This is a genomic window from Streptomyces sp. NPDC050528, from assembly GCF_044457795.1.
Taxonomy (GTDB): domain Bacteria; phylum Actinomycetota; class Actinomycetes; order Streptomycetales; family Streptomycetaceae; genus Streptomyces.
Window position 1 is genome coordinate 741,242 of the sequence record NZ_JBITHH010000001.1, and the last position, 15,816, is coordinate 757,057.

General features: G+C 68.9%; 17 protein-coding genes. 6 read left to right on the forward strand and 11 right to left on the reverse strand.

What is annotated here, in order from left to right:
* Positions 1 to 68: 68 nt before the first annotated feature.
* The 3 genes from ACIBK4_RS03360 to fxsA all read right to left on the reverse strand — a co-directional run bounded on the left by ACIBK4_RS03360 (position 69) and on the right by fxsA (position 3,171).
* Positions 69 to 1,562, reverse strand: coding sequence for an aKG-HExxH-type peptide beta-hydroxylase (locus tag ACIBK4_RS03360; protein ID WP_398991630.1), 1,494 nt, complete (start codon positions 1,560 to 1,562; stop codon positions 69 to 71).
* A complete protein-coding gene (locus ACIBK4_RS03365; RefSeq protein ID WP_398991632.1) occupies positions 1,559 to 2,770 on the reverse strand; it encodes an FxsB family cyclophane-forming radical SAM/SPASM peptide maturase in 1,212 nt (403 codons plus the stop codon). The genes ACIBK4_RS03360 and ACIBK4_RS03365 overlap by 4 nt, the downstream gene beginning before the upstream one ends.
* A 194-nt stretch (positions 2,771 to 2,964) precedes the next feature.
* On the reverse strand, positions 2,965 to 3,171 hold the full coding sequence (gene fxsA / locus ACIBK4_RS03370; protein WP_398991635.1) for an FxSxx-COOH cyclophane-containing RiPP peptide: 207 nt from the start codon (positions 3,169 to 3,171) through the stop codon (positions 2,965 to 2,967).
* A 215-nt stretch (positions 3,172 to 3,386) separates the two neighbouring features.
* Between fxsA and ACIBK4_RS03375 the strand changes: the two genes are divergently transcribed.
* Positions 3,387 to 3,569: a DUF6104 family protein gene (locus tag ACIBK4_RS03375; RefSeq protein WP_019075209.1), complete on the forward strand. Its 183-nt coding sequence runs from the start codon at positions 3,387 to 3,389 to the stop codon at positions 3,567 to 3,569.
* Between the two features lie 26 nt (positions 3,570 to 3,595).
* Here ACIBK4_RS03375 and ACIBK4_RS03380 read toward each other — a convergent pair whose 3' ends face one another.
* Complete coding sequence (locus ACIBK4_RS03380) at positions 3,596 to 4,441, reverse strand: hypothetical protein (RefSeq protein WP_398991637.1); 846 nt, start codon at positions 4,439 to 4,441, stop codon at positions 3,596 to 3,598.
* Positions 4,442 to 4,604: 163 nt separating this feature from the next.
* Here ACIBK4_RS03380 and ACIBK4_RS03385 point away from each other — a divergent pair, with 163 nt between their 5' ends.
* Both ACIBK4_RS03385 and ACIBK4_RS03390 read left to right on the forward strand, forming a co-directional pair.
* A complete protein-coding gene (locus ACIBK4_RS03385) occupies positions 4,605 to 5,735 on the forward strand; it encodes a DUF4097 family beta strand repeat-containing protein (protein ID WP_398991639.1) in 1,131 nt (376 codons plus the stop codon).
* 1 nt (position 5,736) lies between these two features.
* Positions 5,737 to 6,867, forward strand: a complete 1,131-nt coding sequence (locus ACIBK4_RS03390) for a helix-turn-helix transcriptional regulator (protein ID WP_398991641.1) — start codon at positions 5,737 to 5,739, stop codon at positions 6,865 to 6,867.
* A 68-nt stretch (positions 6,868 to 6,935) separates the two neighbouring features.
* Here the strand turns inward: ACIBK4_RS03390 and ACIBK4_RS03395 are convergent, their stop codons facing one another.
* The 4 genes from ACIBK4_RS03395 to ACIBK4_RS03410 all read right to left on the reverse strand — a co-directional run bounded on the left by ACIBK4_RS03395 (position 6,936) and on the right by ACIBK4_RS03410 (position 10,691).
* Positions 6,936 to 7,508, reverse strand: a complete 573-nt coding sequence (locus tag ACIBK4_RS03395; protein WP_398991643.1) for a Clp protease N-terminal domain-containing protein — start codon at positions 7,506 to 7,508, stop codon at positions 6,936 to 6,938.
* Positions 7,508 to 7,717 carry a helix-turn-helix domain-containing protein gene (locus tag ACIBK4_RS03400; RefSeq protein ID WP_266772466.1) on the reverse strand — a complete coding sequence of 70 codons (210 nt, stop codon included), beginning with the start codon at positions 7,715 to 7,717 and terminating at the stop codon, positions 7,508 to 7,510. Before ACIBK4_RS03400 ends, ACIBK4_RS03395 begins: the two co-directional genes overlap by 1 nt.
* 135 nt (positions 7,718 to 7,852) lie before the next feature.
* Entirely contained in the window at positions 7,853 to 8,818 is a 966-nt protein-coding gene (locus ACIBK4_RS03405) for a zinc-binding dehydrogenase (protein ID WP_398991646.1), read from the reverse strand.
* A gap of 649 nt (positions 8,819 to 9,467) precedes the next feature.
* Complete coding sequence (locus ACIBK4_RS03410; protein ID WP_398991648.1) at positions 9,468 to 10,691, reverse strand: NADP-dependent malic enzyme; 1,224 nt, start codon at positions 10,689 to 10,691, stop codon at positions 9,468 to 9,470.
* A gap of 501 nt (positions 10,692 to 11,192) precedes the next feature.
* On the opposite strand from ACIBK4_RS03410, the gene ACIBK4_RS03415 reads away from it, so the two are divergent.
* The 3 genes from ACIBK4_RS03415 to ACIBK4_RS03425 are packed head-to-tail and all read left to right on the forward strand — an operon-like array spanning position 11,193 to position 13,913.
* On the forward strand, positions 11,193 to 12,152 hold the full coding sequence (locus tag ACIBK4_RS03415) for an ABC transporter substrate-binding protein (protein WP_398991650.1): 960 nt from the start codon (positions 11,193 to 11,195) through the stop codon (positions 12,150 to 12,152).
* 28 nt (positions 12,153 to 12,180) lie between these two features.
* Positions 12,181 to 13,116: an amino acid ABC transporter permease gene (locus tag ACIBK4_RS03420; protein WP_398991652.1), complete on the forward strand. Its 936-nt coding sequence runs from the start codon at positions 12,181 to 12,183 to the stop codon at positions 13,114 to 13,116.
* Complete coding sequence (locus ACIBK4_RS03425) at positions 13,113 to 13,913, forward strand: amino acid ABC transporter ATP-binding protein (protein WP_398991654.1); 801 nt, start codon at positions 13,113 to 13,115, stop codon at positions 13,911 to 13,913. Before ACIBK4_RS03420 ends, ACIBK4_RS03425 begins: the two co-directional genes overlap by 4 nt.
* A gap of 147 nt (positions 13,914 to 14,060) precedes the next feature.
* Here the strand turns inward: ACIBK4_RS03425 and ACIBK4_RS03430 are convergent, their stop codons facing one another.
* From ACIBK4_RS03430 to ACIBK4_RS03440, 3 genes are all read right to left on the reverse strand, one after another.
* Positions 14,061 to 14,411, reverse strand: coding sequence for a hypothetical protein (locus ACIBK4_RS03430; protein ID WP_398991656.1), 351 nt, complete (start codon positions 14,409 to 14,411; stop codon positions 14,061 to 14,063).
* A gap of 29 nt (positions 14,412 to 14,440) precedes the next feature.
* Entirely contained in the window at positions 14,441 to 14,842 is a 402-nt protein-coding gene (locus ACIBK4_RS03435) for a hypothetical protein (protein ID WP_245607572.1), read from the reverse strand.
* Positions 14,843 to 15,015: 173 nt separating this feature from the next.
* Positions 15,016 to 15,774 (reverse strand): class I SAM-dependent methyltransferase, encoded by a 759-nt coding sequence (locus ACIBK4_RS03440; protein WP_398991658.1) that lies wholly within the window; start codon positions 15,772 to 15,774, stop codon positions 15,016 to 15,018.
* Positions 15,775 to 15,816 lie beyond the last annotated feature (42 nt).

Below are 15,816 nucleotides of genomic sequence, written 5' to 3' on the forward strand. Positions count from 1 at the left end.
GTGCTTCTTGATTGCTTCGCGCATCCTTTACGCACGAACGATCAATCTTCTGCTGAGACACGCATCCCTCACCCGTTTGGGTACAAATATTCTCGTATCCATGCCTTCCGGAGCAGGTAGACATAGTTCTCGGCCTCTTCCCGCACTCTCCTGGGGGGTGGGTCGTCACCCATCCGTGCGCACTCTTTGATCAGTCGGTCGACCAGGAGGCGCCCGGACCGCGTGAGTTCGTCCGATGCCTCGATCTCTCGGAGGGCGGCCTTCACCTGCTCTCGATGGCGTGCATGCCGCTCCCATGCCGCGTCTCTCTGCGCGGGCCCGACAGTGGTCGCCAGTGCGCAACGTTGAAAGAAGTCCGCGAGCGCCAAGTGACTGTAGGCCCCGTGCAACAACGCGTCATACGGTCTCGGGTCGGGCCTCCACGGTGCGAAGTATCGTTCCTCCGGACCCGCGTGGTGCAACTCCACCAGCTCGCTGAGCGCGGCGAATTTGGCATGCTGAATCTCGTGCACGAGGGTCGCCGCGAATGCGGCGGGAGTAGGTGGGGTGCTGCTGAGAACAGCGCCGAAGGCCTCCCTGCGACTCCCGCTGCAGCTGCCGATACCGCCCGCCTCCGAGTCCAGGGCCATGGGCGAGACAGGAACGGTCAACGGCACCAGACACCGCAGCAGAGCGGCGACCTCCATCAACCGATGCTCACCCCCGAGCCGCAACAGGGATGCCGTCCCCTCCCACGAACGCAACCACCGCGCTCGCTCCTCCGCGTCGACAACGGCCGGACCACTCAGATCACGGTGCCGCAGCTCACGATTCGCGGTGCGGAAAGGATCGATGTCGTCGAGCGGCACCGGGTCGACACCGGGAAACAGGCCGGGCAGGGTGCGCATGGCGGTCCAGGCGAGCGCATCGGACCACGTCGTGGAGCCGTCACACCCCCAACGCACTACGACGTCCGCCGCCCCGACCTGACGAAAGGTCATTACCCCTTCCTGGAAGGCGAGTTCAACCACCGCATCCCCCGATGCATCCGTCCGCAACGCCCCCAGAGACGGCAGCACCAACACCCCGTCCCGAGCCCTGAGCCGCACCGCGAACGGCACCCCGGCCCGAACCGCCGCAGCGGCAGCGATGGCGCTGAAATGAGCCAGGTCACGCCTCAGGAGTCGTACTCGTTCCTGTCCCTCAAGGGGCACACGGTCGCCGCCCGCCGCCACACCGTCCAGTAAACGCAGGCAGCTCCGAGCCCAGGGCCCGACCAGTGGATACAGGAGCCGGTCCAGGGCAGCCGAACCCCGGATGCCCGCTCCCAGCCATGTCTCTGTGCCGCCCTCGTCCCGCGTTCGGTCCGCCGCCTCCAAGAGGGCCCAGTCCTCCCGCAGCCGGTCCCGGACCGACGACGGGCAGACCGCCGCGTCTGCGGCCTCGACGGCATCCAACACGGCACGCAGCAAAAGCAGCCGCCGAGTGTGCTGATCCCGGACAAGCAGCGCGAGCGTGTCGGGGCCGCCCGCAGTACGGCCCAGTTCACGCAGAGCTCCATCGGGGAGCGCCGACGAGATCACCAGGGGGCTCCTCGGGTGCCAGGGGTTCCGGCTCGGGCCACTTGGGGCGCGGTCGCCGCCCCGGCCACCCGCCCGGCGACATGCCGGATGAACCGCTGCAGGTCAACGCAGTACACCGAGGGATTCACGAAGCCGTACCCGGCCCGATAACGATGGGCGTAGTGCCCACCCCCACAGACCGCCAGCAGCGGACATACCCGGCACTCCGCCCCCAGCGCATCGGCCCCCGCCTGCCGCGCAACGACACCAGGATGACCGAGCGCGTCGTCGAAACTGTCCCGGAAGACGTCCAGACCGGTGTGAGCAGCCCCGTCGTACGCCGACTTGAGCGAATCGATCTGTTCGATCGAACCGTCGGTCTCCACGACCACGGCATCGAAAGGGGCGAGCCCCAACGACTCCGTACTCGCACGCAGCCCCAACAGCAGCGCGATGCACTCCTCGAAGAGCCGCACCTTCGTCTCCCGGCGTCCCGCTCCCCACCAGCGGTCGAAAACGGCGCACAACCAGTCCCCGTAGGGGGTCGTGACCCGTTTCGCCGGCATCGGCCCGAGAGCGGGCGGCGGAGTCGACCAGTTCCCGTGCGGCAGCAGGAGGTCGAGCGCCGGCGGACGCAGCGCCAACAGGGATTCGTACATCTCGATCGGATCGGTCGCAGGGTCCACCACGGACAAGATTCCCGCGTACGACTCCGGACGCCGTTCGGCGAGCAGCCGCGCGCCACGCACCGCCGCGGGCCACGACGGCCGTCCGGCACGGTCGACGCGGCGCGCGTTGTGGGCGGCAAGACCCCCGTCGAGGCTGAGACCGACACGGATGCCATGCCAGGCCAGTACGTCGACACGTCGCGCGGTCAGGAGCGTGCCATTCGTCTGGACAACGGGGTGAACAGTGCACCGTGCGGGCACTTCCGCCCTCACCCGGTCGGTGAACCAGGCCAGCCTCTCCGCACCCGCGAGCAACGGCTCACCGCCGTGCAGGACCAGGGACAGCGCGCTCAGTCGGTGTTGTGCGGCGTGCTCGGCGATACGGGACGCGGTGGCGTCAAGCACCTCCGGGGAGGCCGCGGAGGGACGGTCGCGCCATGTCTGATCGGGGCCTTCGTAGAGATAGCAGTAGCGGCAGGAAAGGTTGCATCGGCCATGGATTTTCACCACGAACTGCCGGAAGGGGAAAGGAGCCCGTGCCAGGGTCACGTCTTCAGACACTCAGGCCCCCCCCCATTGCCGTAGTGCAAGCCGCCCGAGACGCCTTTCCCGGCGCCTTCCCGCACGTAACCCGGCCTCTTCGAAGGTGTCCGATTCGGCCGGTGGATCGGCCGGAACCCGGCATGGGACAACCGCGGCTCCGGACCACCCGCTTCCACACGCAGCGCGCCTCTCCCCGCTCGCCCGCTGCCCGCTCAAAAAGCGTTGTTGAACCCCCACAACATCTCGTCCGGATCCGTCGCTCGCTCCCGGAGGTCCACCAGCACCTCGGCCAGGATCGGGTGCTGCACAGTCCTCAACTCCGCAAGCCCCATTGCCAGAAGGTCCGGCAGTTCCGCGTCCCGTGGGTGCCCCGGAGACGGCTCCTCGCCGTCCGGCGTACTGGCCTCTGACTCCGCCATCACCCTGCCCCCTCACCTCGTCGCCTGCGTCCCCGCTCGGCAGCCTTTGCCGGCGCGCACCCCGGTCCCGCCGCCCCTTCCTCGCATAGGGCATACCCCGGCAGCGGCCTGCCTGCGCGCCGGATGCGCCGGAGTCGTCGGCCGCCACGCCGATCCCACATAACCTGGAGATCCACCGAACCGTGGCCCGAGGCCCACTTCCAGGAGAATCCCCCGTGTACTTCACCGACCGAGGCATCGAAGAGCTCGAAAAGCGACGCGGCGAGGAAGAGGTCACCTTCGAGTGGCTCGCCGAGCAACTGCGCACCTTCGTGGACCTGAACCCGGACTTCGAGGTCCCGGTGGAACGCCTGGCGACCTGGCTGGCACGGCTGGACGACGAGGACGACGACGAGTAGTTCCTACGACCGTCTCGTCCGGGGCGTCAGTCGCGCGGGCGGGCCACGTCGTACGCGAGGCCCAGCGCCCCGTGCGTCAGGAGCAGCGCCCCCGCCACGATCCAGCCTCCGCTACGGCGTCGTAGGCCCCAGGTCGTGAGCGGGAGGCCCGCCGCCATCTGGGTCAGGGCGAGGGCGCGCGCCCTGGGGGTACCGGACCAGGGCATCCAGGGGCCGAGGCGGCTGCAGTCGACCGCGTCGAGTTCCGCGCGGACGGCCTCGCGCCAGCCCGCCCATTCGACCTGTCGGGCGTCGGGGCGGACGCGGGCGATCTCCCGGAGGCGGTCGGCGGGTTCGCCCGGGGTGAGGCCGGTGGGGAGGGCCACTCCCGCGCGCGTGAGGACTGCGAGGAGGCCGCGGAGGCGGGCGCGGGCGTCGGCTTCGGGGTCCGGTTTCGTCAGGTCGTCCAGGGACTGCAGGTCCAGGACCGGGTCCAGGGCCAGGCGGGCGGCGAAGGTGCGCATCGCCTCGTCCTCGCCGGCGGGAGTGCCGTCGGTGAGCCAGACGTAGCCGACGGGGCGGCGGAAACCGGAGGCCAGGGTGTAGCCCGCGCGGTCGGCGTCCCACCACAGGGCGAGTACCGGCCAGGGAGCGCCGACGGCTAGCGCGGTGGCCCAGCCGGTGAGGACGCGGTCGACCGGTTCCTCGCCGTGCAGCCACGGTTTGCCCTCGGGGACGAGCACGCTCCAGTCGTTGCCCGCGCCGGTGAGCAGCATGCGTTCGCGGAGCGGATGGGCCGCCTGGGCGACGGACTCGGGGTCGGCCCGGCAGAGCAGCAGGGCACCCGGGGTGGCACCGGTCCGGCGTCCGGCCTGGGGCTTCTCCGTCGACATGGTCACACGCTAGGGCAATGCACCGATTTCCGCCGTTTGTTCGACGTCCGGTGATCACCGAAACGAGTGTCTTGACTTTCCCGATCCGCGATATATCGTGTTTCTCGGAAGACGCGATATGGCGCGTCGCGTTCCGTCCGACTAGGCCGAGGAGGTCTGCATCATGTCCGAGTGGTCCGTCGCAGAGCCCAAGAAGCTCACGTTCGACGAGCCCGTGAGCGATCTCCACGTGCGCATCGTCAACGGAACGGTGAACGTCGTGGGGACGGACGAGGGTTCCGCCCGCATGGAAATCTCCGAGATCGACGGGCCGCCCCTGGTGGTGACCCAGACGAACGGCACGCTGACGGTCGCGTACGAGGACCTCCCCTGGAAGGGCTTCCTCAAGTGGCTCGACCGCAAGGGCTGGCGGCGCAGCGCGGTGGTCTCCCTGGCCGTGCCCGCGAGCACCCGGGTCGAGGTCGGGGTGGTCGGCGCGGCGGCCGTCGTCTCCGGGATCAGCGGACCTTCGGTGGTGCGCGGGGTCACGGGCGACACGACCCTCGTCAGCCTCTCCGGGTCGGTCCGCGCCGAGACGGTCTCCGGGAACCTGGAGGCGCAAGCGGTCACCGGCGACCTCCGCTTCAACTCGGTCTCCGGCGATCTCACGGTCGTCGAGGGCTCGGGTCCCTCCGTGCGCGCCGAGTCGGTGAGCGGCTCGATGATCGTGGACCTCGACCCGGACGGCCCGACCGACGTCCGTCTCACCAACGTCTCGGGCGAGATCGCCATCCGGCTGCCCCACCCGGCGGATGCGGACGTCGAGGCCAACACGGCGAGTGGTTCGATCTCCAACGCCTTCGACGGGTTGCGGGTGCACGGCCAGTGGGGCGCCCACAAGATCACCGGGCGGCTGGGCGCGGGCACCGGGAAGCTGCGCGCGACGACCGTCTCCGGTTCGATCGCGCTGCTACGGCGGCCCGCGACGGAGGACGAGGGTGAGGACGGCCCGTGGGACGGGCCCACAGAGGTGAACGTCACGGCGACGCGGGCCGACAAGACAGCTCGGGCCGACATGACCAAGGGGCCCGACGCGTCGGACACCTCTGCGGACGCGCCCGCGCCGGGCGCTGCGGACGACACCGCCAGGGAGTCGGGCCCCGGGGAGACCAAGGCTCCGGATGCTTCGGTCGACGCTTCCGGCGCCCCTGTGGACGGGGTTCAGAGCAACTCGGGGGACAATTCCGTTTCCGGCCCGGACGGTGCTGACGGCACCGCCGACGCCGACGGCACGACCGACAAGAAGGTGCTCTGACATGCCTCCCGTCTTCGCCCACGGCCGCCTCCGCCTCTACCTGCTGAAGCTGCTGGACGAGGCCCCCCGACACGGCTACGAGGTCATCCGCCTCCTGGAGGAGCGCTTCCAGGGGCTGTACGCGCCCTCGGCGGGCACGGTCTACCCGCGCCTGTCCAAGCTGGAGGCCGAGGGCCTGGTCACCCACACCACCGAGGGCGGCCGCAAGGTGTACGCCATCACGGACGCCGGCCGCGCCGAACTGGCCGACCGCAGCGGCGAGTTGGCCGACCTGGAGCTGGAGATCCGCGAGTCGGTCGCCGAACTCGCCGCCGAGATCCGGGCCGACGTCCGGGGCGCGGCGGGCGACCTGCGCCGCGAGATGCGCGCGGCGGCCACCGAGGCCCGGCAGGGCGCCAGGACCGGGCGCGGCCGGACGGGCGAACACGACTCCCCCGCCGGGGACTTCACGGACTTCGGTGACAAGGAGTCGTGGCGCGCCGCCAAGGAGGAGATGCGCCGCGCCAAGCAGGAGTGGAAGGAACAGGCCCGGCGCGCCAAGGACGAGAGCCGGCGGGCCCGCGAGGAGGCCCAACAGGCCCGGCGCCAGGCCAAGGAGGCGCAGGCGCGGGCCTGGGCGCAGGCCCAGGAGGAGATGCAGCGCATCGGCCGCCAGGTCCAGGAGCACGCGCAGGACCACTTCGCGCGCGGCGACTGGCCCACGGGGGTGCGAGAGAGCCTGACCGAACTGGCCAAGGAATTCGGCGACTTCGGGAAGGAGTTCGGCAAGGACTTCGGGTTCGGACGGCCGGGTACCGGTGCGGGAGCGGGTGCTGGTACGGGTGCGGGTGCAGGTGCAGGTGCCGGCAAGTCGGCATCGGCATCGGCCTCGGGCAGTCCGTCGGCACCCGAGTACAGCCAGACCCCGGAGGACTTCCCCGCCGAGTACGAGCCGACCTGGGCCCACGACGACTCCACCGGCGAGCCGGCCCGCGATCTCGACCGGCTCCTCGACCGCTTCCGGGACGACATCCGTGACGCGGCCCGCGACCATGGCGTCACCGAGGACCAACTCCGCGACACGCGCCGCCACTTGTCGGCGGCGGCGGCACACATCGGGGCGGTACTGCGAGGCGGCAACCGCAAGGCCTAAAGCCTGAGGGCCTGAGGGAAGGAGCGAGCGGTTCGGGCCCCTCGGCCGCCGCCCTTATCCCGTCACCCTTACCCCGCCGCCCTCGCCTCCCCTCCCCCGTACAGCACGCGCGTCACCGCCTCGTGGGTCACTCCGTGGTCGGCGAGCGCCTCGCCCGGTACGCCGGGGAGGATGGTCAGGGCGAGGAGGAGGTGCTCGTCGCCGATGTGGCGGTCGCGGTGGGCGACGGCGATGCGCAAGGACTTCTCCAGGACGTTCTTGGCACCGCGACTGAAGGTGGGGCGACCCGACCGGGACTCCTTGGAGTGTCGCTCGCCGGACATCGCCCCGACGCCGTGCACCTCCTCGACCCGGGCGACGATCTCCGAGACGTCGATACCGAGCCCGGCAAGGGCGTCGGCCTCGGACTGGGAGAGCCCCGCACGTCGACGCGCGTCGCCGAGAGCCTGTCGTACGGACTCCTTGCGTTTCTCGGGAGCGAGGCCGAGGGCGGTCAGGGCGAAGGAGGCGCGACTGCCCCGGCGGTCGAGGAGTGCCAGCAGCAGATGGTCGGGGTCGACGGAGCGGGACCCCGACCGCTCGCGGTGCTCCACCGCGCCCTGCACCACGGCGCGGGCGTCCTTCGTGAACCGTTCGAACATCACTGCCTCCCGTACTTCTTGTGCACGGCCTGCCTGCTGACACCGAGTTCCGCGGCGATCTCCTGCCACGACCAGCCCTGGTTGCGCGCACTGCGCACCTGCACCGCCTCCAACTGCTCCACTAGCCTGCGCAGCGCGGAGACGGCACGCAGGCCGACCCGTGGATCACGGTCACCCGCGCGCTCGGCGAGATCCGTTGCTTCGGTCATGATGTCAACCTACGTTGACACGCGCACGATGTCAACCAAAGTTGACAAGCGATGGCGACACACACGCCAACGGCCGGCCCGGAAACCGGACCGGCCGCAAAGCCGAGCAACGAGGCCGCGCAACGAGGGGGAGGACTATCCGTTCGTGAGGACGATCTTGCCGAACTGGCCGCCGGAGTCGAGCCGTTCGAAGCCTTCGCGGGCGCGGTCCATGGGCAGCACCTCGTCGATGACCGGACGGACACCGGTGGCCGCGCAGAAGGCGAGCAGATCCTCCAGTTCGTCCTTGGTGCCCATGGTCGAGCCGACGACCTTGAGTTCGAGGAAGAAGATGCGGGTGAGTTCGGCGTGCGAGGGCCGGTCGCCGCTCGTGGCACCGGAGATGACGATGGTGCCGCCGGGCTTCAGAGACTTGACCGAGTGGGACCAGGTGGCGGCGCCGACGGTCTCGATGACGGCGTCGACGCGCTGCGACAGCCGCGCGCCCGGCTCCACCGCCTCCACGGCACCGAGTTCCAGCGCCCGCTTCCGCTTGGCCTCGTCCCGGCTGGTCGCGAAGACGCGCAACCCCGCCGCCTTGGCGAGCACGATGGCGGCCGTGGCAACGCCCCCGCCGGCACCCTGCACGAGCACTGAATCACCGGGCCGTACACCGGAGTTGGTGAAGAGCATGCGGTACGCGGTCAACCATGCGGTAGGGAGGCAGGCGGCCTCGGCGAAGGACAGTTCCTTCGGCTTGGGCAGCACGTTCCACGTCGGTACGGCGACTCGCTCGGCGAAGGTGCCCTGGTAGTGCTCGGTGAGGATGGAACGGGGTTCCTTGGGGCCGACGCCGTGACCGGTCTGGCCGATGACGGAGTGCAGGACGACCTCGTTGCCGTCCTCGTCGACACCGGCGGCGTCGCAGCCGAGGATCATCGGCAGCTTGTCCTCCGCGAGGCCGACGCCGCGCAGGGACCAGAGGTCATGGTGATTGAGGGAGGCGGCCCTGACGTCGACGGTGCTCCAGCCCGGCCGGGCCTCGGGGGCGGGACGCTCCCCCAACTCAAGGCCGGAGAGCGGCTGGTCGCGGTCGATTCGGGCGGCGTAGACGGCGAACATGACCTTGACGATAGGCTCCGCCGGTTGACCAGGGAACTACCTCACGCTGTGACACATGCCCTCTTGCACGAGGGGTACGGGGTGCCTTGCGTGACCGTCCCCCGGGGGCTGCGCCCCCAGACCCCCGCATGTCGGCCTGAACGGCCTCGTCCTCAAACGCCGGACGGGCTGGAAGACGACCGGCACCAGCAGGGCCCACCCTCGCAGCCGCCGAGCAACCTCACCCCCACGACAAAGGCCCCCCTCAGGCCCCCGCACGAACGAGCGCGAAGGCACAAGCCCCCCGCAGCCCGCAGCCCGCAGCCCGCAGCCCGCAGCCCGCAGCCCGCAGCCCGCAGCCCGCAGCCGCCGAACGACCCCAACCCCCACGGGCAACGTCCACCGTCGGATGCCCCGCACGGGCGGGCGGGCGGGAAAGTTACAAGCCCCCACGACCCGCAGCCGCCAAGCAACCCGGACCGCCCACGGCAAACGCCCACCGCCCAGTCCCCCGCACGGGCGGGCGGGTGGGAAAGGCACAAGCCCCCACCACCCGCAGCCGCCAAGCAACCCAGACCCCCCACGGCAAACGCCCACCCCCCAAGTCACCCGAACGGGCGGGCGGGTGGGCAAAGAATGGCCCCGCCCAAACGGACGGGGCCATTCGGAGTCACCGCCGAGCAACCCCCTCCGCCCGCGCCGCCGCAGCCACCGCCGCGGTCACCGCAGGCGCCACCCGCTCATCGAACGGCGACGGAATCACATAGTCCGCGGCAAGATCGTCCCCCACGACCCCGGCCAACGCCTCCGCCGCCGCGATCTTCATCCCCTCCGTGATCCGAGACGCCCGCACCTGCAACGCCCCCGCGAAGATCCCCGGAAACGCCAGCACGTTGTTGATCTGGTTCGGGAAGTCGGACCGGCCTGTGGCGACAACCGCCGCGTACTTGTGCGCCACATCCGGGTGCACCTCGGGATCCGGGTTGGCCATCGCGAAGACGAACGCACCCTCGGCCATCGAAGCGACGGCAGGCTCCGGCACCGTACCCCCGGAAACCCCGATGAAGACGTCGGCACCTTCCAGCGCCGCCTCCAACGACCCCGAGATCCCCGCCTTGTTGGTGATCTCGGCGAGCTCGCGCTTGACCGGCGTGAGGTCGTCCCGGTCACGCGAGACGACACCCTTGCGGTCGGCGACGGCGACATCGCCGAGCCCCGCCTCCAGCAGGAACTTGGCGATGGCCACGCCGGCCGCACCCGCACCGGAGATGACGGCCCGCAGCTCGCCCAACTCCCGCCCGGTCAGCCGCGCAGCGTTCCGCAGCGCCGCCAGCGTCACGATCGCCGTACCGTGCTGGTCGTCGTGGAAGACCGGAATGTCCAGCCGCTCCTGGAGCCGACGCTCGATCTCGAAGCAGCGCGGCGCCGAGATGTCCTCCAGGTTGACGCCCCCGAAGGAGGGCGCGAGGCGCACCACGGTCTCGATGATCTCGTCGACGCCGGTGCAGTCCAGCGCGATCGGCACCGCGTCCACGCCGCCGAACTGCTTGAACAGGATCGCCTTGCCCTCCATGACGGGGAGGGATGCCTCGGGACCGATGTCGCCGAGTCCGAGCACGGCCGTACCGTCCGTCACGACGGCGACCACGGACGACTTCCACGTGTAGTCGTGGACGAGTTCCGGCTGCTCCGCGATCGCGGTGCACACGCGCGCGACGCCGGGTGTGTACGCGAGGGACAGGTCGTCCTTGTCGCGGATCGGCACGGTGGCCTGCACGGCCATCTTGCCGCCGCGGTGCAGCGCGAACGCCGGATCGAAGGAATCGAGGGGCTCGGCCCCGCCGTCCTGATCCGTACTGCTGTCGCTGCGAGGATTGACGATCTCCGCTGCCACTTTGTCTTACCCCTTAAGTCTTCATTGATTTTGAGGGTGGCCACTCCCTGGTGAGGGGTGGGCGGGCACCGCGCAGGCCCCAGAGAATTGATGCGTACGAGCACCTGCGCGACGGGCGCGCCGCACACGCGCCCTGAGCCCCGGATGAGGGGTGTAGAGAACCTTCTTACCGGACGGACACCGCCGAGGACGAGTCCAATAGGCGCAAGGTCACATCTCGTCCGCCGAGGGCGGAACGATGATCGATCACATCGTGAGACATGCCGAAGATCTTCCGGCCGGAACGGGTGATTCCAGCAGATGGTCCGTGATCAGGGCGTCTCGATGTACCGACCTGATGCGATTCGGGGTTCACCCGTTATCCGATTTTGACATGGCTGGTCCCCTGAATGGTCCAGTCCGAATGGCAAGATGCCCTAATCACACGAGGTCGCGACACCCGAAGGTGTGTGTTCTCGTCGACCCGTCGGCACCGCCATCCATCCGCCGGAGGAATTCACCATGACCGCAAGATTCACCCGTCGTACGACCGCCCCGCACACCCGGCTGGCAGCGGTCGGCGCGCTCGCGGTCGCCGGCACCCTGGTGCTCACCGCCTGCGGTGACCACACGGACAACAGCGGCAGCTCGGACTCGTCGTCGTCCGCCTCGGCGCCGCTCGCGAGCAAGCTCCCCGCCGACATCCGCAAGGCCGGCGTCATCCAGGTCGGCTCGGACATCGCGTACCCGCCGGTCGAGTACATGGAGAACGGCAAGGCCGTCGGCATCGACCCGGACATCGCGGCCGCGCTCGGCAAGCAGCTCGGCGTGAAGTTCGAGTTCCAGAACGGCAAGTTCGACAACCTGATCGTGGGCCTCCAGGCCAAGCGCTTCCAGGTGCTCATGTCGGCGATGAACGACACCAAGGCCCGCCAGGACGGCGTGGACTCGGACACCGGCAAGAAGGTCGGCGACGGCGTCGACTTCGTCGACTACTTCACCGCCGGTACGTCGATCCTGGTCCAGAAGGGCAACCCGAAGGGCATCAAGTCGCTCGACGACCTGTGCGGCAAGGTCGTAGCGCTGCAGAAGGGCACCACGTCCGAGGGCATCGCCAAGACGCAGAGCAAGAAGTGTACGACCGACGGCAAGAAGGCCATCAGCCTGCAGACCTTCGACACCGACCCCGAGGCGCTGCTCCGCCTGAAGCAGGGCGCGTCCGTCGCCGACCTCAACGACTTCCCGGTGGCGGCCTACAACGCGAAGACCTCCAGCAGCGGCAAGGACTTCGAGGTCGTCGGCGACCAGATCGAGGCGGGTCCGTACGGCATCGCCGTCAGCAAGACCAACACCCAGCTGCGCGACGCCCTCCAGGCCGCGCTCGCCGCGATCATGAAGAACGGCGAGTACACCAAGATCCTGCAGAAGTGGAACGTCACGGACGGCGCGGTGACCGAGGCCAAGATCAACGGCGGCTCCTGATCCCGCGCGACGTTGAAAGGCAGTCACCGTGACTGACATTGCCGACAAGGTTCCGCCGCCCGCGCCCTCGGTGCCGCCCGAGCAGATCAAGGCCATCCCGGTGCGCCACTACGGCCGCTGGGTGGCCGGGGTCGTGGTCATCGGCCTGCTGGTGCTGGTCGGGATCGCGTTCTCCAACGCGAAGATCAACTACAGCGTGATCCCGGACTACCTCTTCGACCCGGGCATCGTGGCCGGCGCCTGGACCACGCTGTACATCTCGGTGCTCGCGATGCTCCTGGGCGTCGTACTCGGCGTGATCCTGGCCGTGATGCGGCTGTCGTCGAACCCGGTCACCAGCACCGTGGCCTGGGTCTACATCTGGTTCTTCCGCGGCACCCCGGTCCTGGTGCAGCTGCTCCTCTGGTACAACATCTCGCTCGTGTTCCCCATCCTGAACCTGGGGTTCTACAAGGACGAGATGAACCAGGTGATGACGCCGGTTCTGACGGCGCTGCTGGGCCTGGGCCTGAACGAGGCCGCGTACATGTCGGAGATCGTCCGCGCCGGCATCCAGTCGGTCGACGAGGGCCAGACGGAGGCGTCGCACGCCCTGGGCATGACGCAGGGCAAGACGCTGCGCCGGGTGGTCCTCCCGCAGGCGATGCGGGTCATCATCCCGCCGACCGGCAACGAGTTCATCAACATGCTGAAGACCTCGTCCCTGGCCTACGCCGTCCAGCTCCCCGAGCTGATCAAGAAGGCAACGGACATCTCCAGCACCTCGCTGGCGGTCGTCGAGATGTACTTCGTGGCGTGCATCTGGTACCTGTTCCTGACCACGATCTTCAGCATCGTGCAGTACTACATCGAGCGCCGCTACGCCCGTGGTTCCCAGCGCAGTCTGCCGCCGACCCCCCTGCAGCGGATGCGCAAGTACCTCCGCATGTTCGGCTCGTTCCGCCGCCCGGAGGTGGCCCGATGACCAAGCTCACCAAGGACATCGCCCCCAGCACGAGCGGCGGGCCGATGGTCAGGGCCGAGGCCGTGCACAAGTCGTTCGGGCTCGCGCACATCCTCAAGGGCATCGACCTGGAGGTGAACCCGCGCGAGGTGTTCTGCCTGGTCGGCCCGTCCGGCTCCGGCAAGTCCACCTTCCTGCGGTGCATCAACCACCTGGAGAAGATCAACGCCGGGCGGCTCTACGTCGACGGCCGGCTCGTCGGCTACCGGCAACAGGGCGACAAGCTCTATGAGTTGAAGGAGAAGGAGGTCTCCGCGCAGCGGCGGGACATCGGCATGGTGTTCCAGCGCTTCAACCTGTTCCCGCACATGACGGCGCTGGAGAACGTCATGGAGGCGCCGGTCCAGGTCAAGCGCGAGACCAAGGCCGTGGCACGGGAGCGGGCGCAGCAGCTGCTGGACCGCGTGGGCCTCGGCGACCGTACCGGCCACTACCCGGCCCAGCTCTCCGGCGGCCAGCAGCAGCGCGTCGCGATCGCCCGGGCGCTCGCGATGCAGCCCAAGCTGATGCTCTTCGACGAGCCGACCTCGGCCCTCGACCCGGAGCTGGTCGGCGAAGTGCTCGACGTCATGCGGGACTTGGCGGCGGACGGCATGACGATGATCGTCGTCACCCACGAGATGGGCTTCGCCCGCGAGGTCGGCGACTCGCTGGTCTTCATGGACGACGGTGTGGTGGTCGAGTCCGGCCATCCGCGCGAGGTCCTGACGAACCCGCAGCACGAGCGCACGAAGTCGTTCCTGTCCAAGGTGCTCTGAGCCACCGCCTTCTGACGGATTGTCAGAGACGGCAGAGACGGGTTGCCAGAAACGGCAGATCCGAAAAGGGCTGGTACGGAGTCCCTGAAAAGGGCTGGTGCGGAAGGTAATTCCCTTCCGCACCAGCCCTTTTCAACTGCACATCGTTCAGTGCTGGTACGTCGTCCAGCCCTGGCCCGGCACATAGACCTGGTGTCCGCGCTTTTCGATGACGTCGCGCGAATCACAGGTCGCCTTGCTGGTGCCCGTACCGGAGATGGTCTTCCCGTACTTCGTCGACCGGTAGAACGTGTCGGTGTAGATACAGCCGACATAGGCCCGGACCTTACGGCCACAGGGATTCTTGGTGAAGTTCACCGTGTACGACTTGCCGCTCGTGGAGCCGCTGACGCTGACCGTACAACTCGGGTCGGCCTGGGCCCCGGCCACGAATACCGGAAGGCCGCTGAACGCCAGCACGGATACCGCGCCGACGACGATTCTCTGCTTGAGTCCCACTGTTTTCCCCCTGAGTGCGCGGCCGAGGCTCACTTGGCGCTGATGTACCCGGTGTACGTGTAGGAGATGAACTGCGCGGCGCCGCGCGGCCCGTCCTGGATGAAGCCGGTGAACAGGACGTAGTTCTGCGGGCCTTCCTTGAAGTCGTAGTCGCAGACCTTCGCCGCGTTGAACGCGCCGTCGGTGTCCGCGCATTGGCCGACTCGGCCCGAACCGTCCATCGCCTTCCACTTCACGACGGCACGCATACCGTCCTTGCGAAGGTCGTTGACGATGAACTTGTCTCCGTCGGCGTCGAAACAGACGTCATAGACGGAACCCTGGTCCACCGCACAGGTCTTGCTCGCCGCACTGGCGGGAGTACCCGCCAGCAATGTCCCCGCGGCCGCGATGGTCAGCGCGGCAACGGCGGACAGAGGCCGAATTCTCATTTCAGACCTATCCCCTCTCCAAGCCCCCGTGGTCTTGGAGTGGGCATTGGATCATCACCCCCACCGAGAAGCAAGGTATTTCGCTTCAGCAACTCAGTGTGATGGTCCGGCCGATGACGTGCGCGCCTGCTCACCGACCCATTCGACAGATCTGAACTCGCTTTCGGGAACGCCTACTTGAGCGCGAGCAACAAGGTGTCCGACGGCGAGCACCACACCGCCCGCGCCTCCTCGAACCCCTTCTCGCGCAGCACGCGCGCGTGCCATGCGGCGGAGGGCATGTCGCCGTCGGCGTGGTCGCCGTAGATCTCGAAGCGCTGGGCCGTGGGACCGGCGAGGACGGGGTCCTGGGCGGCGAGCTGCCACCACTCGGCCCAGTCGAGGGCGCCGTCGCGCATGGCCTGATCCATGCGGGCGTGGCGCTGGGTGCGCTCGATCGCGTTGATCCGGGGCGTGGTGTCGTCGATCATGTGGTCGGCGTTCATGAAGACGCCGCCGTAGCGAACGAGGTCGGCGAGTTGTCCGTAGAGGGCCGCGAGGGGTTCGCTGCGCAGCCAGTGCAGGGCCGTGGCGGTCAGGACGGCGTCGTACGAGTCGTACGGCAGGCTCGTCGTCCAGTCCGGGTCCTTGAGGTCGGCGGTGACGAAGGAGACCCGGTCGTCGCCGGCGAAGGTGCCCCGGGCGATGGCGAGGAGGGCGGGGTCGAGGTCGACACCGGTGCTGGTGGCCTTCGGGAAGCGGGCCAGGAGCCGGGCGGTGATGCTGCCGGTGCCGCAGGCGAGGTCGAGGACGCGAGGCTCGGGTCCCACGCAGGCCTCGACCATGTCGAGCATGATCCGGAAGCGGTCCTCCCGGTCGGGCATGTACCACTCCTGCTGCCGGTCCCAGCTCTCCTGCCAGGCCTGCCAGTCGGTTCCGATGCCGGTCGTCATGTGGACCCCCTGTCCCGTCACTGTCGTAATACCCTGGAAGCA